General features: G+C 53.9%; 22 protein-coding genes and 1 tRNA gene. 9 read left to right on the forward strand and 14 right to left on the reverse strand.

Annotated features, from left to right (window positions below):
• The 3 genes from F3J29_RS19070 to F3J29_RS19080 form a co-directional block, all read right to left on the reverse strand.
• Complete coding sequence (locus F3J29_RS19070) at positions 1–456, reverse strand: type II toxin-antitoxin system HicB family antitoxin (protein WP_166868644.1); 456 nt, start codon at positions 454–456, stop codon at positions 1–3.
• Between the two features lie 23 nt (positions 457–479).
• Positions 480–662, reverse strand: coding sequence for a type II toxin-antitoxin system HicA family toxin (locus F3J29_RS19075; protein ID WP_166868646.1), 183 nt, complete (start codon positions 660–662; stop codon positions 480–482).
• A gap of 61 nt (positions 663–723) precedes the next feature.
• Positions 724–1,749: a type IV pilus twitching motility protein PilT gene (locus F3J29_RS19080; protein ID WP_166868467.1), complete on the reverse strand. Its 1,026-nt coding sequence runs from the start codon at positions 1,747–1,749 to the stop codon at positions 724–726.
• A gap of 16 nt (positions 1,750–1,765) precedes the next feature.
• Between F3J29_RS19080 and F3J29_RS19085 the strand changes: the two genes are divergently transcribed.
• From F3J29_RS19085 to hemW, 5 genes are read left to right on the forward strand one after another with little or no spacing between them, the layout of a single operon-like run.
• The gene (locus F3J29_RS19085; protein WP_166868469.1) at positions 1,766–2,470 is read left to right on the forward strand and encodes a YggS family pyridoxal phosphate-dependent enzyme; all 705 of its coding nucleotides are present in this window, start codon (positions 1,766–1,768) and stop codon (positions 2,468–2,470) included.
• Between the two features lie 24 nt (positions 2,471–2,494).
• Positions 2,495–3,049, forward strand: a complete 555-nt coding sequence (locus F3J29_RS19090; protein ID WP_008461544.1) for a YggT family protein — start codon at positions 2,495–2,497, stop codon at positions 3,047–3,049.
• Positions 3,046–3,345, forward strand: a complete 300-nt coding sequence (gene yggU, locus F3J29_RS19095; RefSeq protein ID WP_166868471.1) for a DUF167 family protein YggU — start codon at positions 3,046–3,048, stop codon at positions 3,343–3,345. The genes F3J29_RS19090 and yggU overlap by 4 nt, the downstream gene beginning before the upstream one ends.
• A 13-nt stretch (positions 3,346–3,358) precedes the next feature.
• Positions 3,359–3,952: an XTP/dITP diphosphatase gene (locus F3J29_RS19100; RefSeq protein WP_166868473.1), complete on the forward strand. Its 594-nt coding sequence runs from the start codon at positions 3,359–3,361 to the stop codon at positions 3,950–3,952.
• Complete coding sequence (gene hemW, locus F3J29_RS19105) at positions 3,945–5,081, forward strand: radical SAM family heme chaperone HemW (protein WP_166868475.1); 1,137 nt, start codon at positions 3,945–3,947, stop codon at positions 5,079–5,081. Before F3J29_RS19100 ends, hemW begins: the two co-directional genes overlap by 8 nt.
• A 47-nt stretch (positions 5,082–5,128) precedes the next feature.
• Here the strand turns inward: hemW and ansB are convergent, their stop codons facing one another.
• From ansB to trmB, 4 genes are all read right to left on the reverse strand, one after another.
• Positions 5,129–6,175: an L-asparaginase 2 gene (gene ansB, locus F3J29_RS19110; protein ID WP_166868477.1), complete on the reverse strand. Its 1,047-nt coding sequence runs from the start codon at positions 6,173–6,175 to the stop codon at positions 5,129–5,131.
• Between the two features lie 424 nt (positions 6,176–6,599).
• Positions 6,600–7,316, reverse strand: a complete 717-nt coding sequence (locus tag F3J29_RS19115; RefSeq protein WP_166868479.1) for a YggN family protein — start codon at positions 7,314–7,316, stop codon at positions 6,600–6,602.
• A 69-nt stretch (positions 7,317–7,385) separates the two neighbouring features.
• A complete protein-coding gene (locus F3J29_RS19120) occupies positions 7,386–7,712 on the reverse strand; it encodes a YggL family protein (RefSeq protein WP_008461534.1) in 327 nt (108 codons plus the stop codon).
• A complete protein-coding gene (gene trmB, locus F3J29_RS19125; protein ID WP_166868480.1) occupies positions 7,712–8,431 on the reverse strand; it encodes a tRNA (guanosine(46)-N7)-methyltransferase TrmB in 720 nt (239 codons plus the stop codon). Before trmB ends, F3J29_RS19120 begins: the two co-directional genes overlap by 1 nt.
• Positions 8,432–8,586: 155 nt before the next feature.
• Here trmB and mutY point away from each other — a divergent pair, with 155 nt between their 5' ends.
• From mutY to mltC, 3 genes are read left to right on the forward strand one after another with little or no spacing between them, the layout of a single operon-like run.
• Positions 8,587–9,669 (forward strand): A/G-specific adenine glycosylase, encoded by a 1,083-nt coding sequence (mutY, locus tag F3J29_RS19130; protein WP_205246853.1) that lies wholly within the window; start codon positions 8,587–8,589, stop codon positions 9,667–9,669.
• A gap of 2 nt (positions 9,670–9,671) precedes the next feature.
• On the forward strand, positions 9,672–9,947 hold the full coding sequence (locus tag F3J29_RS19135) for an oxidative damage protection protein (RefSeq protein ID WP_039297939.1): 276 nt from the start codon (positions 9,672–9,674) through the stop codon (positions 9,945–9,947).
• A gap of 43 nt (positions 9,948–9,990) precedes the next feature.
• Positions 9,991–11,070, forward strand: a complete 1,080-nt coding sequence (gene mltC, locus F3J29_RS19140; RefSeq protein ID WP_008461527.1) for a membrane-bound lytic murein transglycosylase MltC — start codon at positions 9,991–9,993, stop codon at positions 11,068–11,070.
• A gap of 175 nt (positions 11,071–11,245) precedes the next feature.
• On the opposite strand, the gene F3J29_RS19145 is transcribed toward mltC, so the two are convergent.
• Positions 11,246–13,381 (reverse strand): ornithine decarboxylase, encoded by a 2,136-nt coding sequence (locus tag F3J29_RS19145; protein WP_166868484.1) that lies wholly within the window; start codon positions 13,379–13,381, stop codon positions 11,246–11,248.
• Between the two features lie 432 nt (positions 13,382–13,813).
• Between F3J29_RS19145 and F3J29_RS19150 the strand changes: the two genes are divergently transcribed.
• Positions 13,814–13,889, forward strand: a tRNA-Phe gene (locus F3J29_RS19150).
• A gap of 484 nt (positions 13,890–14,373) precedes the next feature.
• Here F3J29_RS19150 and F3J29_RS19155 read toward each other — a convergent pair.
• The 6 genes from F3J29_RS19155 to iolE all read right to left on the reverse strand — a co-directional run bounded on the left by F3J29_RS19155 (position 14,374) and on the right by iolE (position 21,114).
• Complete coding sequence (locus F3J29_RS19155) at positions 14,374–14,910, reverse strand: hypothetical protein (RefSeq protein WP_166868486.1); 537 nt, start codon at positions 14,908–14,910, stop codon at positions 14,374–14,376.
• A 63-nt stretch (positions 14,911–14,973) separates the two neighbouring features.
• Positions 14,974–15,600: a ParB N-terminal domain-containing protein gene (locus F3J29_RS19160; RefSeq protein ID WP_166868489.1), complete on the reverse strand. Its 627-nt coding sequence runs from the start codon at positions 15,598–15,600 to the stop codon at positions 14,974–14,976.
• Positions 15,600–16,820 (reverse strand): phosphoadenosine phosphosulfate reductase, encoded by a 1,221-nt coding sequence (locus tag F3J29_RS19165; protein ID WP_166868491.1) that lies wholly within the window; start codon positions 16,818–16,820, stop codon positions 15,600–15,602. The genes F3J29_RS19160 and F3J29_RS19165 overlap by 1 nt, the downstream gene beginning before the upstream one ends.
• A 513-nt stretch (positions 16,821–17,333) precedes the next feature.
• Positions 17,334–19,196, reverse strand: coding sequence for a bifunctional glutathionylspermidine amidase/synthase (gene gss, locus F3J29_RS19170; protein WP_166868493.1), 1,863 nt, complete (start codon positions 19,194–19,196; stop codon positions 17,334–17,336).
• A 193-nt stretch (positions 19,197–19,389) separates the two neighbouring features.
• Positions 19,390–20,214, reverse strand: coding sequence for a 5-deoxy-glucuronate isomerase (iolB, locus tag F3J29_RS19175; RefSeq protein WP_166868495.1), 825 nt, complete (start codon positions 20,212–20,214; stop codon positions 19,390–19,392).
• A gap of 9 nt (positions 20,215–20,223) precedes the next feature.
• On the reverse strand, positions 20,224–21,114 hold the full coding sequence (gene iolE, locus F3J29_RS19180; RefSeq protein ID WP_166868497.1) for a myo-inosose-2 dehydratase: 891 nt from the start codon (positions 21,112–21,114) through the stop codon (positions 20,224–20,226).
• Positions 21,115–21,116: the final 2 nt, after the last annotated feature.

The raw sequence follows: 21,116 nt of genomic DNA on the forward strand, positions 1-21,116 counted from the left end.
TTAACTGCCGGGCGCGTCATTCCCCGCGTTCAGCAGTTCATGCCTTGCGGCAATCGCCAGAAAATGGCTGCGGTCCCGGTAGCCTGAGGAAGGCTGCTTTACCCGGGAATCAATCCGCCGCAGCAGCGCGTCCGGCAACATGATGTTTAGCCGCTGCTGCTTTCCTTCCAGCGCGGATAAATCCACATCAACCAGCAGCCATTGCTGGCAGTAGCTGTACTCCGGGTCTGCGGCATAAGCAAAAGGCCCGGCGTCACACAGCAGAGTAATGTCTTTGCCGCTCTCCACCATTAAATCCACAATCGACAGCACCGCGTCCTGCACCATCGGGGCGATATCTGCCTGGCTATCTGCTGCCGATACGCAGCCAAATTCATCATTGCATAACGCGGGCACGATCAGGCCAAACGCTTCATTTTCAGCTGCGGGTAATTCCACACCAACGGAAAAAAACATCATCAACCTCCGGCAGCGACAGGCTAAATGCCTGCCATTTTACGAATGGATTTGACGGTACCAGCGGGCAAATCCTTTTTAGGATGCGGAACGGGGAATGTTCTTCCGGTTGCGGGTGACCACCAGATCCAGTGACTGCCCCCGGAACGCCTGACGGGTTCGCAGCCTGCAGCCCTCAATTCCTTTATCAGCTCAGCGGAGGTCATCATGCTCTCCCTGAGCAATGATGAATATACACACCAATACACATCATAGCAATAAAAGCGTTCAAGATATCGCCTCCCATGGCCCGCTGACTGCATGATGATGTCCAGCAATCCTACCTTCGCGCAGCAGCAGCGCTTCACTCTGGCTAAAGCTTTGCATGCCGTGCTGCTGGCCGGTTTGCAGCACGCCAGGAAGTTGATGCGTCTTCCCTTCCCGAATCAAATTTGCTACGGCCGGGGTATTGACCAAGAGTTCGTACAGCGCCACCCGGCCACCATCACTTGCCGGCACAAGCTTTTGTGCCAGCACCGCTTTCAGGCTCCCGGCAAGCTGAGTTTGAATCAGGCTTTTCTCCTGAGCAGGGAACACATCCACCAGTCGTTCTACCGCCTGAGCAGCACCGCGTGTGTGCAATGTAGCCAGAACCAAATGCCCTGTTTCTGCCGCGGTCAACGCCAGGCCAATTGTCTCGCTATCCCTAAGTTCGCCCAGAAGAATGACGTCAGGATCTTCCCTTAAAGCGGCTTTTAGCGCCGCAGCATAGCTTTCGCAGTGCAGGCCGGGTTCGCGCTGCTGAATCAGGCAGCGATCAGAGGCGTGAATAAATTCGATAGGGTCTTCCAGCGTGAGCACATGGCCCTCAAGATGTTGATTAAGGTGCTGGATCATCGCGGCAAGGGTTGTAGACTTCCCGCTCCCGGTAGCACCTGTCACCAGTATCAGCCCTTCACTTTCCCGTAAAAGCGCCTTCAGTTGGGACGGTGCACCAAGCGTATGCAGATCCGGGCAAGAAGACGCCAGTAATCTCAGCGCCAGCGAATACCCCTCCTGATGACGAAAAGCATTGCCGCGGAGCCTGATACCGTTCGTGAGCGTGAGCGAAAAATCGAGCTGCCCGGCTCGATGAAGCTGCAACTTTTGCTCTTCACTTAACCATCTGTTGAGAACGTCTTCGACCTCCGGCACGTGCTCCGGACACACTTCCAGCCTGCCACACTTTCGCCAGCGTGCCGCCTGCCGCGCGCACAGGTGTAGATCGGAGACATTATGCTTTACACTAAGGGCCACAATTTCTTCGATATCCATATCACTTCCAACGATCATGAATGAGATAGCGCACAATCTGGCACAGGTACATGGGAAAATCTCAGCCGCGGCAGCACGTTGCGGCAGAAACCCCGAAGAAGTGACTCTGCTTGCGGTCAGCAAAACCAAGCCTGCGAGCGCCCTCGCAGAAGCGATTGCTGCCGGGCAACGCGCCTTTGGCGAAAACTATGTGCAGGAAGGCGTGGATAAGATTCACCACTTTGCTGAACAAGGCGTAACAGGGCTGGAGTGGCACTTTATCGGGCCGCTGCAGTCGAACAAAAGCCGCCTCGTGGCGGAAAATTTTGACTGGTGCCATACCGTCGATCGGCTGAAGATTGCCAGCAGACTCAGCGAACAACGCCCGTCGACGTTGCCGCCACTAAACGTACTGATTCAAATTAATATCAGCGACGAAAACAGTAAGTCCGGCATCGCGTTGAGTGAGCTGGAGCAGTTAGCTGCCGACGTGGCGGCCTTACCGGGGCTGACGCTGCGGGGCTTGATGGCCATTCCTGCGCCAGAACCGGATTACGAGCGCCAGCTTGCCGTTTGCCGCAAAATGGCAGAGGCCTGCAATGCACTCAAAGACCGCTTTACCACGGTCGATACATTATCTCTCGGCATGACCGATGACATGGAAGCCGCGATTGCCGCAGGCAGCACCATGGTGCGCATTGGAACCGCTATTTTCGGCGCGCGGGATTATTCCGCTCGTTAATCACCATCATTTTTGAGGAAAACCATGCTTACGTTGACTTTCCTGGTCAAAACCCTGATTGAGCTTTACGTAATGGTGCTGCTTATCCGTATCTGGATGCAGTGGGCGCGCTGTGATTTCTACAACCCGTTTGCCCAGTTCATCGTTAAAGTTACCCAGCCCGTTGTCGGCCCGCTTCGCCGCGTACTGCCATCCCTGGGCCCAATTGACACCTCATCCCTGCTGGTGGCATTTATTCTCACCACGCTGAAATTCCCTATTCTGCTGCTGATCCAGTCCGGCGGGCTGTCGCTCGATCCGTTAAACTTACTCATCGGCGTTCTGTCGCTGCTGAAATCAGCCGGTACCCTGGTGTTCTGGGTGATCATCGTTCGTTCCCTGATGAGCTGGATAAGCCAGGGCCGCAGCCCTATTGAATACGTGCTGATGCAAATGACCGAGCCAATGATGGCGCCGATCCGCCGCATCTTGCCTGCCATGGGCGGCATTGATTTCTCCGCCATGGTTGTCATTCTTATTCTTTATGCACTGAACTACCTCGGTATGGACCTGTTCCCTGGCCTTTGGTACGCCATTTGAGTGCTGTGACCCAACAGCCTGACGGGCTGGTTCTGCGGCTGTATATTCAGCCAAAGGCCAGCCGCGATAGCCTTGTCGGTGCACATGGCGACGAGTTAAAAGTCGCCATCACCGCGCCGCCGGTAGACGGGCAGGCCAACGCTCACCTGGTAAAATATCTGGCGAAACAGTTCCGGGTAGCAAAAGGCCAGGTAGTGATAGAGAAAGGCGAACTTGGTCGCCATAAACAAGTTAAAATTATCGACCCGCAGCAGATCCCGACGGAAGTCGCGGCATTGATTGCCCCCCTCGAATAACACAGGACTGACTATGCAAAAAGTCGTATTAGCTACCGGTAACGCCGGTAAAGTGCGTGAACTCGCCGATCTGCTGGCGGATTTTGGCTTCGATGTGGTCGCGCAAACCGAGCTGAACGTTGAATCTGTCGAAGAGACGGGCCTGACCTTTATTGAAAATGCGGTTCTCAAGGCTCGCCATGCGGCGAAAGTGACCGGGCTTCCTGCGCTGGCCGACGATTCCGGTCTGGCGGTGGATGCGCTGGGTGGTGCACCGGGTATCTATTCCGCACGCTACGCGGGTGAGGATGCCAGCGACCAGCAGAACCTCGAAAAGCTTCTGGCAGCGCTGAAAGATGTACCGGACGAAAAACGCCAGGCTCAGTTCCACTGCGTGCTGGTCTTCATGCGTCACGCGGAAGACCCAACGCCGCTGGTATTCCACGGCAGTTGGCCAGGCGTGATTACCCACGCGCCAGCCGGGCAAGGTGGCTTTGGCTACGATCCTATTTTCTTTGTTCCGTCCGAGGGGAAAACCGCGGCGGAGCTAACCCGCGATGAAAAGAGCGCGATCTCCCACCGTGGGCAAGCGCTGAAACTGTTACTGGAAGCAATGCGTAATGGCTAATTTGCCACCTCTGAGTCTCTACATTCATATCCCCTGGTGCGTACAGAAGTGCCCGTACTGTGACTTCAACTCCCATGCGCTGAAAGGCGACGTGCCGCACGACGAATACGTGAGCCATTTGCTGCGCGACCTCGACCGCGACGTGGCGCTTGCTCAGGGGCGTGAGGTAAAGACGATTTTCATTGGCGGCGGCACGCCAAGCCTGCTGTCCAGTGAAGCCATGCAAACGCTGCTGGACGGCGTGCGCTCACGCCTGAAGCTGGCAGACGACGCAGAAATTACCATGGAAGCCAACCCCGGCACGGTCGAAGCTGACCGCTTTGTTGGCTACCAGAAAGCGGGCGTGAACCGGATTTCCATCGGTGTACAAAGCTTTAGTGAACCTAAATTAAAACGCCTGGGCCGCATTCATGATGCGGGCGAGGCCAAACGTGCCGCGAACCTGGCCAGCGGTCTCGGGTTGCGCAGCTTTAACCTTGACCTGATGCACGGCCTGCCCGATCAGTCGCTCGAAGAGGCGCTGGACGACCTGCGCCAGGCTATTGCCCTGAATCCCCCGCACCTGTCCTGGTATCAGCTGACTATCGAACCGAATACGCTGTTTGGCTCACGCCCGCCGACGTTACCGGACGACGATGCGCTGTGGGATATCTTCGAGCAAGGCGATAAGTTACTGACCGCCGCGGGCTACCAGCAATACGAAACTTCCGCCTATGCTAAGCCGGGTTATCAGTGCCAGCACAACCTGAATTACTGGCGTTTTGGCGACTATCTGGGCATTGGCTGCGGCGCCCACGGTAAAGTCACCTTCCCGGACGGACGCATTACCCGCACGGCGAAAACGCGACATCCGCGCGGCTACATGGAAGGAAAGTACCTCGACCGCCAGCATGACGTTGAGCAGGCAGATAAACCGTTCGAATTCTTTATGAACCGCTTCCGCCTGCTGGAAGCCGCACCACGCAGCGAGTTCACCCTTTATACCGGTTTAGATGAAGCGATAATTCGCCCGCAGTTGAATGAGGCGCTGGCGAAAAACTATATGACGGAAACGGATGAGTACTGGCAGATAACCGAGCACGGGAAGCTTTTTTTAAACTCCCTGCTGGAGCTATTCCTTGCCGAGTAAGTTTTGTCTGTAACGCCCTGGCCGTTCGGCCAGGGCGGTCGTACGGGTTAGTACTGGTTAAACATGGTCTGAATCTGCTTCGGATCTTTGGTTTTAGTCAGCGCCAGCTGCAGCAGCACGCGGGCTTTCTGTGGGTTCAGCGAACCAGAGGCGACAAAGCCATACTTCCCGTCATCCACTTCCGCGTCACGGGTGGTGTAACCTGTTGGCACACGCGAGGCACGAACCACAACGGTTCCCTTATGCGCTGCGGTGGCAAGAGTATCAAACACTGCTTTATACAGATTACCGTTGCCGACGCCGGCGCTAACGATCCCTTCATAGCCCGCATCCACCAGCGCTTTCGCCGGCAGGTCTGAGGCGTTGGCGTAGTTATAAATGATACCCACCTTTGGCAGCTCGCTCAGCGTCGATACGTCAAACGGTGTGTACGTGGTGTGCTTTCGCACCGGAGTACGCTGATAGTCAATTTTGCCATTATGGATATAGCCCAACGGGCCAAAGTTGGCGGACTTGAACGTCGCCACATCAGTGGTATTTGTTTTGATGACGTCGCGCCCGTCCAGTACGGTATCATTCATCACCACCATTACCCCACGATTGGCCGACTGCGGATCCACAGCGGCAACCACCGCGTTATAGAGGTTAAATGGGCCATCGGCGCTCATTGAGGTAGACGGGCGCATAGCGCCAACCAGCACCACCGGCTTATTACATTTCACCGTTAGGTCGAGGAAATAGGCGGTTTCCTCCATCGTATCCGTCCCGTGAGTAATAACAAACCCGTCGGTCTTATCGCAGTCGGCGTTAATTTTCTTCGCCAGCGTCAACCAGACCCGATCATTCATATCCTGCGAGCCGATATTAACGACCTGCTCTCCCTTCACCACCGCCAGATTTTTTAGCTGCGGAACCGCGTTAACTAAATTCTCTACGCCGACTTTACCGGCGACGTAATTGGATTTCGTTGCCGAGTCACCGCCCCCGGCAATGGTGCCACCGGTTGCCAGGATGGTTACCTGAGGCAAAGCGAGGGCCGCCCCGCTGAACCCCATAACTACTGTGAGAAGCACCGTTTTTCCAAAAAGCTCCATGTTATTTCTCCAGTTATGTGAATGTGCCGCATTATCCCAACCCCTAAGATGAATAATGTGACAGCAGCCCACTAACTAGATAAACACACTTTTATAATCGCAATTATTAGATACAGAAACCAAAAATAGCGATGTATTGATGACATTACTTCTCACAGCCATTCATCGATTTCACGAATAGGATCGCCGGAAGTCTGATTCCATTATTTAGCTTTAGCGCTGGTGGGGGAAAGTGTCTGGCAGAGCAATGAGGGCGAACGAGCACTATCTTTGCGGCCATCAGGCGCCTGAAGAGCCGGGCCTTTTGATACCACGGCCCCTCTCGGGCGCCAGGCCCTCAGAGGAGTGATGACGGAGTTTCAGCGCTCCCGGAAACCGAAAAGCTGCCGCGGGGGAAGAGGCCGGAAGGTCGCCGGCCCCGGATTTACTTGAGCTCGCTCACCAACGCCTTGCGGCTCTGTTCAAGGGCGATCACACGGCCACACACGTCTTTACCAAACTGCTGGAAATCCGCTTCCTGATTATTCCACTCATTCTGAACCGCCGTTTGCAGGCCGCCCAGATTGCCCAGCACATTCTGCAGTGGGTTGCCGCCACCTTTCAGTACCGCCTGAGCGCCCATTTCATTAATGCTGTCCTGCAGAATGCCGCCCATCGCCTGGTTCACCAGCTGCTGGCCGTCGGCTCTCACCTGGTCCACCGCTTTATAGTGGAACGTCAGCCCGTCCTGGCGGCGTTCAATAATCCGGTTCATCTGCTCTTTTAGCTGGGCATCCAGTTTGGTCAGGCGATTACGCATGCTGCTGCTTTCCCCAACCTGTTTAGCAATAATGCCATCCAGCGCTATGCGGCTTTTCTCCACGCGGGCGCGGGCGCCGTTATCGATCCACGGTAAATCCGTGCGTAGCGCTTTCTGATAGTTCAACGCCTGCTGGCGCTGCGCGGCAGTCAGCGTCTTCTGAACACCGTTGTATTTCACGCTGCCGTCAGGCGCGATGACCAGATTGCCGTTCTCACCCACAACCTGCACGGACTGCGGGTTAATGACCACGTCATCGCGTGGATTGACGCTGCACTGATAGTCCGCGTGTGCCGAAGCGGCGGTGACCAGCAGCGCGCCTAAAAGAACCTTACGGATCATATTCTCTCCTGAAAAATCAGCTCCTGAAAAAAAGGCCGGTTAATTAACCAGCCTGTTTTTTACTAAAGCTTAGTCCCACCAAACGTCGAACAGATCGCTGATGCGAACATCTTCGAGCTTGCGGTCTTCTAACCATTTACGCACCAGCGCCTGATGCTCTTCGGTGCATTTGCCAATCTCTTCCATGCACACCAGACCTTCCCAGACCAGATAACCGCTGCCGTCAAACGCCAGCTTGTTCGGCGCAATCACTTCGGCGATCAGCTCGTCCACGGTTTTATCAATTTGCTCTTCGGAAGTGCCCTCCGGGAAGCGCCAGGCAATCGAGAAGCCCAGTTCCTGGAACTCTTCGATGTGCATTTTCTTACGCAGACGACGGCTACGATTCTTTGCCATTATTTCACCCTCTCGAACATTAAGTCCCATACGCCGTGACCAAGACGATGGCCACGTTGTTCAAATTTGGTTACCGGACGTGAGTCCGGACGCGGTACGTAGTCGTGACTCTCCGACTGGTTTTTATACCCTTCGATAGAGGACATCACTTCGAGCATATGTTCAGCATAAGGTTCCCAGTCGGTAGCCATATGGAACACGCCGCCCAGCTTCAGCTTGCGTTTTACCAGGTCAGCAAACGGTGCCTGAACAATACGGCGTTTATTATGACGTGCTTTATGCCATGGATCAGGGAAAAACAGCTGAACCATGTTCAAAGAATTGTCAGGAATCATGTTTTCCAGCACTTCCACCGCGTCGTGGCACATCACACGAAGGTTCTCCACGCCTGCCTCATGCGCGGTGCTCAGACAAGCGCCCACGCCCGGCGAATGCACTTCAATGCCGAGATAGTTATGCTGCGGATTGGTTTGCGCCATGGTCACCAGCGAGGTGCCCATACCAAAACCGATCTCCAGCGTGACCGGCGCTTCGCGGCCAAAAATCTCGCTAAAGTCGGCAGGCTCGGCCTGGAACTCAACGCCCATCACCGGCCAGTAGTTATCCAGCGCATGCTGCTGGCCTTTTGTCAGCCGCCCCTGGCGACGGACAAAACTGCGGATGCGGCGCAGTACACGACCTTCTTCATTAAATTCCGGTGAAATGACGTCATTCTTCATGGTTTTCTTAACGCTTCGCTTAGTGTTCGGGAAACGGGCATTATCCAAAGTTAAGGGTGAGAAGCAAGTGGCAGAAAGTTCCGGTTTACAGCTTTACGCTGCTGTGCTGGAATCGGCTCCTTTATTACACCTTTGCCGGATATCCCGCGTTGACCATGCAAGCTCCTCAATTCGCCCAACAAGTCCTCGACTGGTACCACAAGTATGGGCGCAAAACGCTGCCGTGGCAGCAGGAGAAAACGCCTTATAAAGTATGGCTCTCTGAGGTGATGTTGCAACAAACCCAGGTCGCGACGGTCATCCCTTATTTTGAGCGCTTTATGGCGCGCTTTCCCACCGTAACCGACCTGGCCAACGCCCCGCTGGACGAAGTGCTGCACCTGTGGACAGGATTAGGCTATTACGCCCGCGCACGCAATCTGCATAAAGCCGCTAAGCAGGTTGCCGATAAACACGGTGGCGTTTTCCCTCAAACGTATGATGAAGTTGCCGACCTGCCTGGCGTCGGGCGCTCTACCGCAGGCGCGATTCTGTCTCTTTCGTTAGGTAAACACTTCCCGATTCTCGACGGCAACGTTAAACGTGTGCTCGCCCGATGCTATGCCGTTTCCGGCTGGCCGGGTAAAAAAGATGTCGAAAATCGTCTCTGGGAAATCAGCGAGCGCGTGACTCCGGCGCAGGGCGTCAGCCAGTTTAATCAGGCGATGATGGATCTCGGTGCCATGGTCTGCACTCGCTCAAAGCCCAAATGCGAGCTTTGCCCGCTGAACAACGGCTGCGTGGCTTATGCCAACCATAGCTGGGCGAACTATCCGGGCAAGAAACCTAAAGTGACGCTGCCGGAGCGCACCGGCTATATGCTGATGATGCAGCATGGCGATGAGGTCTTCCTGGCGCAGCGTCCGGCAGTCGGGCTATGGGGAGGCTTATTCTGCTTCCCGCAGTTCGCTGAAGAACAAGAATTACATGACTGGCTGGAGCAACAAGGTATTCCGGCAGATAATCTCACGCAGTTAACGGCTTTCCGCCACACCTTTAGCCATTTCCATCTGGATATTGTACCGATGTGGCTTCCAGTGTCGTCAATGGGCGGCTGCATGGATGAAGGCCCCGCTCTCTGGTATAACTTAGGCCAGCCACCATCTGTCGGGCTGGCAGCTCCCGTAGAGCGCCTGCTAAAACAATTACGTGCCGAACCGGTTGCCTTAGCGCCCGTTCGCGCCGAAGAAGAGGAATGATCATGAGCAGAACGATTTTTTGTACTTATCTACAGCGCGAAGCTGAAGGCCAGGATTTCCAGCTGTACCCGGGCGAACTGGGCAAGCGAATCTACAACGAAATCTCCAAAGAAGCCTGGGCGCAGTGGCAGTCCAAGCAGACCATGCTGATCAATGAAAGAAAGATGAGCATGATGAACCCGGAACACCGTAAAGAGCTGGAAAACGAGATGGTCAATTTCCTGTTTGAAGGGAAAGAAGTCCATATCGAAGGCTTCACCCCGCCAGAAAAACAGTAATCGTCGGCACCTTTTTGCAAACACAACACGCATACACGGAATGATGAAAAAACTTCTCGCGCTGGCTCTCGTGGCCCCGTTGCTGATCTCCTGCTCCAGTAAAAAAGGCGATGACGCTTTTAACGAAGCCTACGTAAAGGACACCAACGGGTTTGATATTTTGATGGGGCAGTTTGCCAACAACATCGAAAATATCTGGGGTATGAAAGAGGTCCTGATCGCTGGTCCGAAGGATTACGTCAAATACACCGACCAATATCTGACGCGGAGCCACATCAACTTTGACGAAGGTACCATCACCGTTGAGACCATCGCGGGCACCGATCCTGCCGCGCACCTGCGCCAGGCCATCATTACCACCCTGCTGATGGGAGACGATCCTGGCTCAATAGATCTCTATTCCGATGCCAACGACGTCCAGATCTCCAAAGAGCCGTTCCTTTACGGCCAGGTCGTGGATAACACCGGCCAGCCTATTCGCTGGGAAGGCCGTGCGACGAAGTTTGCCGACTATTTGCTGCAAACGCGCCTGCAAAAGCGCAGTACCGGGCTGAAAATCGTCTATAGCGTGACCATCAACCTTGTGCCTAACCACCTCGACAAACGTGCCCATAAATACATCGGTATGGTGCGTAAGGCGTCGAAGAAATACGGCGTGGACGAGTCGCTGATTCTGGCCATCATGCAGACGGAATCCAGCTTCAACCCGTATGCGGTTAGCCACGCGGATGCGCTGGGCCTGATGCAGGTTGTTCAGCACAGCGCCGGGGTCGACGTATTTAAGGCGCAGGGGAAATGGGGCAAACCAAGCCGCAGCTTCCTGTTCGATCCGGAAAGCAATATCGATACCGGCACGGCTTATCTGGCCATTCTACAGAACAGCTATCTGGGGCAGATTGATAACCCAACGTCACGTCGCTATGCGGTGATTACGGCCTATAACGGCGGCGCGGGCAGCGTGCTGCGGGTGTTCTCTAACGATAAGATGCAGGCGTTTAGCCTGATTAACAGCATGGCGCCAGGTGATGTCTATCAGACGCTGACCACGCGCCATCCGTCCGCAGAGTCTCGTCGTTACCTGTACAAAGTGAATAACGCCCAGAAGAGCTATCGCCGGCGGTAATTTACCCTCACCCTAACCCTCTCCCTAAAAGGGAGAGGGGACATTTCGGGACTGCCTTGCTTCACCCTTTTCTGCTCCCGCGGGGAGAGAGTAACTTTCCGGGACTACATTTATTCACCCTGCTTTGCTCCCTCGCCCCCTTGGGGAGAGGGCTGGGGTGAGGGGCGGTTCCCTCTTACTTCAGCATATAACCATACAGCCGCTTAATGCCGTCCGAATCCGTCTCGCTGTACACGCCCTGCAGTTCAGGAGAGAAGCCCGGGAGCATATTCACGCCCTCTTCCAGCGCCAGGAAGTAACGCAGCGCCGCCCCGCCCCAAACTTCACCCGGCACCACGCAAAGTACGCCCGGCGGATAAGGCAACGCGCCTTCCGCCGCGATACGTCCTTCGGATTCGCTCAGGCGCACCAGTTCCACATTGCCGCGAATAAACTCGATGTTGGCGTCCTGCGGATTGATCGCCACGGCAGGCAGGCTCTTCTTGCGGAACATCGCCTTCTGCAGCTCTTTGACCTCGAAGCTCACGTACAGATCGTGCATCTCCTGGCAGAGCTGGCGCAGCGTGTAGCCCTTGTAGCGCACCGGGTATTTCTGATAAATCGTGGGCAGCACGTCCGCCAGCGGCGTATCGTCCTCGATATGCTGTTCAAACTGCGCCAGCATGGCCACCAGCTGAGCCAGTTTCTCGTGGCTTTCCGCCGGGGTAAGCAGGAACAGGATCGAGTTAAGATCCGATTTTTCCGGCACAATTCCGTTTTCGCGCAGATAGTTAGCGAGTATTGCCGCAGGCACGCCGAACTCGGTGTAGCTGCCGGTTTCTGGATCAATACCCGGCGTGGTTAGCAGCAGCTTGCAGGGATCAACAAAGTATTCGTCTTTCGCATAGCCTTCAAAGCCATGCCAGCGCTCACCGGGTTCAAAGCTGAAGAAGCGGCGCTCCTGAGCGATCTTCTCCGTGGGGTGATCCTGCCACGGGCGCCCGGCCACTTCCGGCGGAATAAACGGTTTGATCATCTTACAGTTGGCGATAATCGCCTTGCGCGCTTCAATGCCCAGCGCCACGCATTCCGCCCACAGGCGACGGCCGCTTTCGCCCTCGTGGATCTTGGCATTCACATCCAGCGCAGCAAACAGCGGATAAAACGGGCTGGTTGAAGCATGCAGCATGAAAGCATTGTTCAAGCGCTTGTGCGGGCAGAAACGAGCCTGGCCACGAAGATGGTTATCTTTCTTATGGATCTGCGAGGTCTGGGAGAATCCGGCCTGCTGCTTGTGAACCGACTGAGTGACAAAGATCCCTGGATCGTTTGCATTCAGCTCCAGTAACAGCGGCGAACAGTCCGCCATCATCGGAATAAACTGCTCGTAGCCAACCCAGGCCGAATCAAAGAGGATGTAATCGCACAGATGGCCGATGTTATCCACCACCTGCCGGGCGTTGTAAATCGTGCCGTCATAGGTGCCAAGCTGGATAACGGCCAGGCGGAACGGTCTGGCCTCCTGCGCACGTTCAGGAGCCACTTCCGCAATCAGCTCCCGCAGGTATTTTTCATCAAAACAGTGCGCGTCAATACCGCCGATAAAGCCAAAGGGATTGCGGGAAGCTTCCAGATAAACCGGAGTCGCACCGGCCTGGATGAGTGCGCCGTGGTGGTTTGACTTATGGTTGTTACGGTCAAACAGCACCAGATCGCCACGCGTCAGCAGCGCATTGGTTACTACTTTGTTCGCCGCAGAGGTGCCGTTAAGCACAAAATAGGTTTTGTCGGCGTGGAATACTTTCGCGGCAAATTTCTGGGCATGCTTGGCTGAGCCTTCGTGGATCAGCAAATCCCCAAGCTTAACGTCCGCGTTGCACATATCAGCTCGAAACACGTTCTCGCCAAAGAAATCATAAAACTGCCGCCCCGCCGGGTGTTTCTTGAAGAACTTACCGTGCTGGTGACCTGGACAGGCAAAAGTGCTGTTGTCCATCGCCACGTATTTGGTCAGCGTGTTGAAGAACGGTGGCAACAGATCTTCTTCGTAGCCGCTAGCCGCGGTTTCCAGCTCCAGATAATCCTGCGCTTTCCCGGTAATCACGCCGGTTACCGCAGGCAAACCGTCAACGGCGGTTTCGCTAAAAATAAACACCGGTAAATTAAAACCCGTGCGTTTAAGCAAGGCCAGAATGCCGCTGCGGCTGTCCGCAACGGAGATGACAACTGCCGCCACATCGGTGAAGTCAGTCTCGTCGAGCGTGACCACTTCACGATGCGTTGAGAGTAATGCAGCCACGTTGTGGCTGGCGGCAATTTTCAGTGATTTCATAAGCACAAATCCCCGTCTGCAAGGATGAGTGAGTGCCAACCGGCACGGCAAAGGGAAAACTCCCCAACGAAGGCGTTCTGAAGGTCTTAGGTGTGAATCCACTTCGACCGCCAGACATCAGTAAAACCAGGCGATGCCTGATTTTACTGATGTCCTGCAGCAAGCAAGCATTGCCCTCACCGCATGGTGAGCAAGGGACTTCGGAAGGTTATAGCAGCACGGACGAGCGCCATCCCGAAAGATGCATGGGAATTGAGAGTGAACATCAAGGCGCCCCGTAGTAGATAAGAAAACTGGCGCAATCATGGCACCTTCTGCCAGGGGGTTCAACATGAAGTCTGTAACAGCCCGCACATAAATCATGCAAACGCACCGCACTGTGCAACAAAGCCATTGACGCGGAATGGGGTTTACGGTTTAATGCGCCCCGTTGCCCGGATAGCTCAGTCGGTAGAGCAGGGGATTGAAAATCCCCGTGTCCTTGGTTCGATTCCGAGTCCGGGCACCACTATTTAGAAGAACCCGCCTATGGCGGGTTTTTTGCTTTTGGCGATACGGACTCTGCATCGAACAAGTTCGATTATTCGCCTCATCCCTGAGGCTCACCCCTGCGGGGCCAGCACAAGTGCTGTTCAAAAACGTTCCCGACGTTTTTGTCCGAGTCCGGGCACCACTATTTAGAAGAACCCGCCTATGGCGGGTTTTTTGCTTTTGGCGATACGGACTCTCCATCGAACAAGTTCGATTATTCGCCTCATCCCTGAGGCTCCCCCCTTCGGGGCCAGCACAAGTGCTGTTCAAAAACGTTCCCGACGTTTTTGTCCGAGTCCGGGCACCAAATTCAGAAGAACCAGCCTACGGGCTGGTTTTTTGCTTTCTGAAATAGGTGAATGGCTTTCACTCAGATCCGCTTCAAAATCGTCAAATGTTACATTTTCAACTTCTCGTCCATAAAGCCTGTTGCGGAAATTCTACCGTGAACCCCATTCGGATTAATCATCATAAGCACCATATCCTCCCCAACGCTTAATTAAAGCATCAAGATGCCTTACAGATTCATCACCAGGTTTAAAGTGCCCTGATTCATTGGTTGCGAAGATTTTAAAAATGCCTCGAAAATCAGACGCAGCGACTATTTTTCCGGCTGCAATGATCTCTTCAGAATTGTTATAACCAAGCACATTAAATATTGCGGCATGAGTGACATAATACGAACCAACTCTAAGACACTCACCAAGTAAAAGAGTTCTCTGCTTGGTGACAATGAATTTCAGGTCATACTCTGGCACATCTATATCATCGCTCACCCAGCTTATATTGAATATATTTAAAAATGCTTTTAGCTGCACCAGACTTTTTATTTCTGCAATTTTTGGGTTAAGCCTGTCGATGGCTACCAATTCCCTTTCCAATCTACCCGGCATAAGATTAATATAACGCACTGGATCGTTATAAAATAAATCAACTGGAGATGATATTGTATTTTTATTTATACGTTTCCGTCCATAACATCCATTCAGAAATTTCATTCCCATAAACTCCATAAGTTATATAAAGCACTCCCGCAGCAACGAATACCAGACTTTACGACCCTATTTTATCGTCCAGGCATCACTAAACTGTTCGCCGCTGAAAAGCTCAGACAGCCCGCTAATCTGCTTTAACCGCAGCACTTCGTCAGCATCCATTCCCAATTCAGTGCCGATTTTTATATCATCCCAACCTAATCGGGAAAGGTCGCGAACAACATCGGACATCGCCGTTACCTGATGTTTTCCGCGTGCCCTGTTATGGCGGACCGTCACGGCGATACATTCGGCTTCGCCGCTGGATTCCAGGTTAACCACCGCAATCGGAAGAAAACCGTTAATTCTCTTTTTTGCCACTGGCGATGTTTTTCCCACCAGATGCCGGTGAAACCCATCCACAACCTGAAACTTATCTTTCAGCGGTGTCACCACAATCGGCTGAGTGAAACCATCTGTCTCGATTGAAAGCTGTAACAAGCTGCGCTCAACGGGCGCCATAACGTTAGGATTATAATCATTGGCCATAACCTCTCCCTCACGCACCCAAAGGACACAATCAACCGGCTCTTTTTTAAAAGGGCTGTGCTGATGCATAATTTTTTTGACTTCATTTATTGCGGCCACTTTTGATTCATCCGACTCGACGGAAGAAAGATAATTATTCAGTTGTTCTAATAGTGCATTAAGCATCAGAAAATCCCCCACATTTGCCTTTTCTTTTGTATCCGTTCGAGGTAGCGGTTGTAGTGCTGTGGCTTATTAGGGCTAAAGGAGAGCGACCGGCACCAAAAGTCATTCTTCAATATCGTCTTACATATCCTTCGCCACGACGGTATATCCTTCGATCCTGAATCTTTATCCTGCTCATCAGGAATATTTTCTGGAAACTCTCGTTCTCTATACCATTTTAAATAAATGGCAATTTTATTCTTGTAATGCTCCGCTGTTTTTTCCGGCATCGATGCCAGTAAAAACATGGCGTACTCTTGCCAGGTTAAATGGCTCGGTTTTGTGATGCTAGTATTGCGGGCATAGAAAGAACCGCTCTGATGCGCATAAATAGCGCCGCTGTTGGCGCCAGCCACGCGCATGCATACCCGAGACCAGGTTTCCGGCTCCAGAATATGGTAGAGCCAAAGCCCACGGCGCGCCTCCGGGCCAAAAGGTTCACACACCCTCATCGCTTTCATAGGGACACCGGCGCGATACATCAGGTCATAAAGCGGATTCCCGGCAGCTTTGTATTTGCCGTTAAAAATCCAGATATCCTGTACCTTCCAGTCGTACAAAGGATAAGCGACACAAAAATTCCCCTCCCGGCTGGCCGTAGTCCAGGGCTTATCATCGGCATAGCGCGTTTTTCTTTGTGAAGCCAGCGCTAAAAAACGGTTGAGGGATTCGTCGGCCCGGATGCCGGTTAACGTGGCCAGACCTTTATCGCCGGAAAGCCAGCGCGAGAACGCAGGCATAAACTCTTCAAAGGTCATGCCATAGCGATAGAAGGGGAAGAAGTTTGGATCGGTAATGGCGTCTTCCGGCGGCTGGCGAACCCATTCCACGCCCTCCTCCCAGCAAATCCATTCCGGCTGAGCCTGTGAAACCCCGTTCACCGTGGTTAGCGGCAAAGCGACCCAGTAAAAATGCCCAACGATATCGTCATATTGCTGCCTGAGCCGCGATACATGGTCGATGGTATACTGAAACTGAACCTCCCAGTCGATAAATAGCACGTCAAACTGGCGCTCCCGGCGGCGAGCGATTTCAGCCACAAGGTGAAAAAGCACGCTGGAATCCTTTCCACCGGAAAAAGAGACGCAGATCTGATCAAAGGTATCGAATACCCAATCAATTCTCTTTTTAGAAGCATTAAGAACATTTTCATCAAGAATGATTTTTTTATCTTTTCTCACAAAAACTCCCTTTTACTGCTGTCTCAACATGACTACGACAGCAAAATCCCTGCATTTCGTTCAATCCACCCAGGATATCTTAGCGCGCCAGCCTGGTAATATCCTCCACCAGGAAAACCACTCTACTCAGGATAAAACATTTATATAAATTATGATTCACATAATTTATATAAATGCCATCAATACCGCAGTGCAATTATGTTATATCCAGCCTCAACCCCAAACAATAAAAATTTAAAATCATTAAGAAAAAACCGTAATTAATTGAATTACCTACATTTAAAATGGGAACAAAAAGCACATCAACAAAAAATCAAAGAAGCCCCATCTACAGCCTGGCGTTAATTTGATTAAAATAATCGTAGATTAATAAAATGGATAACCACGATAGAAATAAGAAATAGCGCAGGCTATGCCGAAACAGAATAGATGAACTACCGTGGTATAAGCAGACGATTTGCCCGGAACGAAACAGCATCCGGGCCATCTACTCATCCTTAGGCCGCTAAACCGCTAACTGTCTTTCACCACAATCAGCGGCTCGATATCGCTCTCTTTTTTAATCACCAGCGAATCATCCCCACGCAGGCAAGTGCCGCCGTAGCTGCCGCCCACGGTAAAGGTGCAGACCTGGATGTATTTGCCATCCACCTTCGGCAGGCACCACAGCTGCTGATAGATGTTCTTGCGGTCAACAAACTTGCCGCTGGTTTTATCCAGCAGTTCATCGTGGTGGCTTATCAGATCGATATTGCTGCCGCAGCGCCCGGCAATCGGCTTCACCGCATAACCGGTTTTTGCCAGCAGGTCGTTCACCTCAAAATCCGTATCCAGCAGGTAACGATGGTTCGGGAAGAGCTGCCAGAGCACCGGCAGAATGGCTTTATTGCCGGGGATCACCGTCCACAGCGGCTCAAACACCAGCACTTCCGGGCGAAGTAAGACGTCAATCAGGCGTACTTCTCCCTGCGGATGGCCGGTGCGGATTGGCACTGCGGCATATTCGGTTTCGCTAACCTCACGAATTTGCTCAATCGCCGTTTCCCATGCCCAGGTTTTCCAGACGCAGTTTACCGCCCGCCCCTCATTATCAATAAGCTGCCCTGCACTATCCCAGCTTAACTCGCCCAGCCCGTGCAATATTTTGGTGTCAAACCCGGCCTGCATCAGTGAGCGCTGCATAAACAGTGCGTGGTAATCCTCCTCAGCGTCATTGTCCTGCATGATGTGGACAAACGGCCGGGCGCTGCTGTGCTTCCAGGCTCCGGTAAGTTCCCCCAATAACCCTTCCGCCGGATTATGTCCGGTGCCACGGTATCCCGTCTTAACCCACTCCTCAAGGATCAGCCCGCTCTCGGTGTGGCAGGAGGCAGAATCGGCGTTGTATTCGTACACCTTCAGCCCACGCTCATCCATGCAAAAATCCATGCGGCCGCTGACCATCTGATGGCGGCGCCACTGCCAGGAAAGCCTCAGACGCGGCCAGAGAATTTTGGGGATATCAAAAAGCGCCAGCAGATTGTCGTCTTTCAGCACTTTATCCGTGGCGTGCAGGTACATCAGGTGCAGCTCATTGGTGGCCTTGATCAGCTCCTGCTCGGCACTTTCCGTAATGGTGAAATACTGGCAGGGATCTTTATTAATAAAGTGGCCATTAGCCCGTATATAGGCCTGCTGGAGCTCATCTTTTTCATTCAGCCATTTGCCGTCAAACTGGCGCTTATTGGCCAGGCGGGCCCCGCCAATTTTTAGCGCTTCACCGCCGATGTCTGGCTGTGGCTCGCTGTGGGTCGTCTCCTCGGTCTGAATCATCCAGCCAAGAATCGACGTGTCGGCAAACGTATCCTGCAGCGTGTAGCGACCCTCGTGCTCAACCAGAGTTAGCTCGCGCGTCCACTGCTGCCCGGCCGGTAACGGTGCATGAATCACATTCTGCTCGGCAACGCGTACTTTATTGCCGATAAGCTGAGTGATCACCGCAACATGGCCGGTTTCATGAAACTCACCGCCCTTCTGCCAGATAAGCAGCGCGCCGGCTTCCGGCGCCCGTTTTGAGCCATTCGCAAAGGCCTGAAGCGGCAAGATATTGTCGTTCACCACCTGGCGTAAAAAGCGCAGCGAGAAGATTTCCCACGCCATATGAACGTCGGTAAAGACAAAGCCGTAGTTTAAGAAGAGGAAGCGGCGCGCAAACTCTACGCACTGCCATTTGTGGCCCATGTATTCGTTGCCGATGTAGCTGCGGAACTCAGCGTCTTCGGGATAATTTTTCGGGTCGAGGCTGCCGTAATTAGAGGAGTAAATCGCTACGCCACCCGGGGCATAGCCCAGAAGTGTACCGAAGGGCGAATCGTTGTCTGGTGTTCCTGTATGCATGTGTCCAACCTAAATCAGGCAGGCGGCAAAGGTCACGCGGATTGTCGTCTGCACGTTAAAATTAACCTGACAGAGAAGTCATCATACACCTCTGCCCGGCATTATGTGCAGTAGCGCTTCGCTTAAACAAAGTGCGTTTTGCCCAAAGAAAAAGGCCGCCTCATTGGGCAGCCTTTGTTGGTCGGTTTATTCGTTACTTCTGCTGAGCGCCGTACTCGCTGCCGTTAACCCAGGCGTGATCCTTCTCCCAGGTAAACATCCATTTCCGTACCGGCCCCGCCATCACGTTCAGGTAATAGCTGTCGTACCCGGCCATCGTCGCCACCGGGTGGTAGCCTTTCGGCACTTTCACTACGTCTTTGTCGTACACCGCCATGCACTCATCGAGCGCGCGGTCGTCGGTGTAAACGCGCTGCAAACAGAACCCCTGCGGCGGGTTGAGCCGGTGATAATAGGTCTCTTCGAGATAGGTCTCATTGGGCGGATTATCGGTATCGTGCTTGTGGCTCGGGTACGAGCTGGTGCAGCCTTCATTGGTGTACACCTCCACCACCAGCAGGCTGTCGGCGGGCTTATCCTCCGGCAGAATATTGTGGACATAGCGCTGGTTGTGGCCTTTGCCGCGCGCCTCGGCATCAATATCCTGCGGGGCAATCAACCGCGTGGCATAAGTCCCCTTACCCGGCGCGGCGCAAACGGCCAGTTCGAGCGCGGTGAGCGCCTGAACCTTGACCGCCTCGCCGGACGTCACGTACACAGCCCAGGGTTTACGGCGCTCAAACGGGCTCATGCGGTCGCCTATTTCAGGGAAGCGAGCGAGCGGCGTGTCCACCGTCGCACGCCCTGCGACCAGCACCAGGCAGCGCTCTTCTTCCACGGCGGGCAGTTCCAGAACCTGCCCTTCCTGAAGCTGATAAGCGGCAAATCCCACGTAGCCCCAGCCCGCGTTTTCCGGCGTGACGTACTGCGTCTGCCCCTGCGCGTCCGGCTGCTGCCAGCGGGAAAGTAATTCGGCCATGCTCCCTCCTTATATCAGCCCGGCTTCGCGAGCAAAACGGCTCAGGTTAGCGTGGCCCAGACGTGCGTAGGTCATCGGGTGCGCCACCGCCGGATCCTGCTCGGCCTCAACAACCAGCCAGCCCTGATAGCCGTGTTTTTTCAGCAACGCCATGATCGGCGGATAGTTCACGCAGCCATCGCCCGGCACGGTAAACACGCCGCTCAGGACCGCATCCAGGAAGCTGGTTTTGCGGTTTTTCACATCCGCCAGCACGCCAGCGCGCACGTCTTTGCAATGCACGTGGTTAATACGCGAGATCCAGCGCTCGGCCACCGCCAGCGGATCGGCCCCCGCGAAAGTCAGGTGCCCGGTGTCCAGCAGCAGCCCGACTTCCGGCCCGGTGTGAACCATCAAATTATTCACGTCATCCGCGCTCTCAATCACCGTTCCCATATGGTGGTGATAGGCAATTTGCACGCCCTGTTGCTGGGTATAACGGGCGAATGCGGTAAGCTTTTCGCCGTATTCCTGCCAGCGATCGGCCGGAAAACGGGGCCGTAAATGCACCGGGGTTTGCTGCTCCCCGTGAATGCAGTGGGTGACTTCGGCAAACACCAACACCTTCGCCCCCAGCTCGCGCAGCAGCGTCAGATGCGGCTGCACGGCCTCAATTTCCTGCTCAACGGAGCGCTCAAGCAGGCGGCCGGAATACCAGCCGGAGACCAGCTTCAAATCATGCTTATCGAGAATCGGCCCCAGCACGCCGGCCTCTCGCGGGAACTTATTCCCCAGCTCAAAACCTTCAAACCCGGCCTCTTTCCCTTCGCTCAGACAGGTTTCCAGCGGCGTGTCGGCGCCCAAAGAAGGCAGATCGTCATTGGTCCAGGTCAGCGGGTTAATGCCTAAATGCACGGTCATAA

It is taken from the genome of Enterobacter sp. Cy-643, from assembly GCF_011752815.1.
Taxonomy (GTDB): Bacteria; Pseudomonadota; Gammaproteobacteria; order Enterobacterales; family Enterobacteriaceae; genus Cedecea.

Bases quoted from the DNA above. Each gene is read 5' to 3' on its own strand.
- F3J29_RS19070 (WP_166868644.1), bottom strand. From the start codon at position 456: ATGTTTTTTTCCGTTGGTGTGGAATTACCCGCAGCTGAAAATGAAGCG.
- F3J29_RS19075 (WP_166868646.1), bottom strand. From the start codon at position 662: ATGACCTCCGCTGAGCTGATAAAGGAATTGAGGGCTGCAGGCTGCGAA.
- F3J29_RS19080 (WP_166868467.1), bottom strand. From the start codon at position 1,749: ATGGATATCGAAGAAATTGTGGCCCTTAGTGTAAAGCATAATGTCTCC.
- F3J29_RS19085 (WP_166868469.1), top strand. From the start codon at position 1,766: ATGAATGAGATAGCGCACAATCTGGCACAGGTACATGGGAAAATCTCA.
- F3J29_RS19090 (WP_008461544.1), top strand. From the start codon at position 2,495: ATGCTTACGTTGACTTTCCTGGTCAAAACCCTGATTGAGCTTTACGTA.
- F3J29_RS19100 (WP_166868473.1), top strand. From the start codon at position 3,359: ATGCAAAAAGTCGTATTAGCTACCGGTAACGCCGGTAAAGTGCGTGAA.
- hemW (WP_166868475.1), top strand. From the start codon at position 3,945: ATGGCTAATTTGCCACCTCTGAGTCTCTACATTCATATCCCCTGGTGC.
- ansB (WP_166868477.1), bottom strand. From the start codon at position 6,175: ATGGAGCTTTTTGGAAAAACGGTGCTTCTCACAGTAGTTATGGGGTTC.
- F3J29_RS19115 (WP_166868479.1), bottom strand. From the start codon at position 7,316: ATGATCCGTAAGGTTCTTTTAGGCGCGCTGCTGGTCACCGCCGCTTCG.
- F3J29_RS19120 (WP_008461534.1), bottom strand. From the start codon at position 7,712: ATGGCAAAGAATCGTAGCCGTCGTCTGCGTAAGAAAATGCACATCGAA.
- trmB (WP_166868480.1), bottom strand. From the start codon at position 8,431: ATGAAGAATGACGTCATTTCACCGGAATTTAATGAAGAAGGTCGTGTA.
- mutY (WP_205246853.1), top strand. From the start codon at position 8,587: ATGCAAGCTCCTCAATTCGCCCAACAAGTCCTCGACTGGTACCACAAG.
- F3J29_RS19135 (WP_039297939.1), top strand. From the start codon at position 9,672: ATGAGCAGAACGATTTTTTGTACTTATCTACAGCGCGAAGCTGAAGGC.
- mltC (WP_008461527.1), top strand. From the start codon at position 9,991: ATGAAAAAACTTCTCGCGCTGGCTCTCGTGGCCCCGTTGCTGATCTCC.
- F3J29_RS19145 (WP_166868484.1), bottom strand. From the start codon at position 13,381: ATGAAATCACTGAAAATTGCCGCCAGCCACAACGTGGCTGCATTACTC.
- F3J29_RS19155 (WP_166868486.1), bottom strand. From the start codon at position 14,910: ATGAAATTTCTGAATGGATGTTATGGACGGAAACGTATAAATAAAAAT.
- F3J29_RS19160 (WP_166868489.1), bottom strand. From the start codon at position 15,600: ATGCTTAATGCACTATTAGAACAACTGAATAATTATCTTTCTTCCGTC.
- gss (WP_166868493.1), bottom strand. From the start codon at position 19,196: ATGCATACAGGAACACCAGACAACGATTCGCCCTTCGGTACACTTCTG.
- iolB (WP_166868495.1), bottom strand. From the start codon at position 20,214: ATGGCCGAATTACTTTCCCGCTGGCAGCAGCCGGACGCGCAGGGGCAG.
- iolE (WP_166868497.1), bottom strand. From the start codon at position 21,114: ATGACCGTGCATTTAGGCATTAACCCGCTGACCTGGACCAATGACGAT.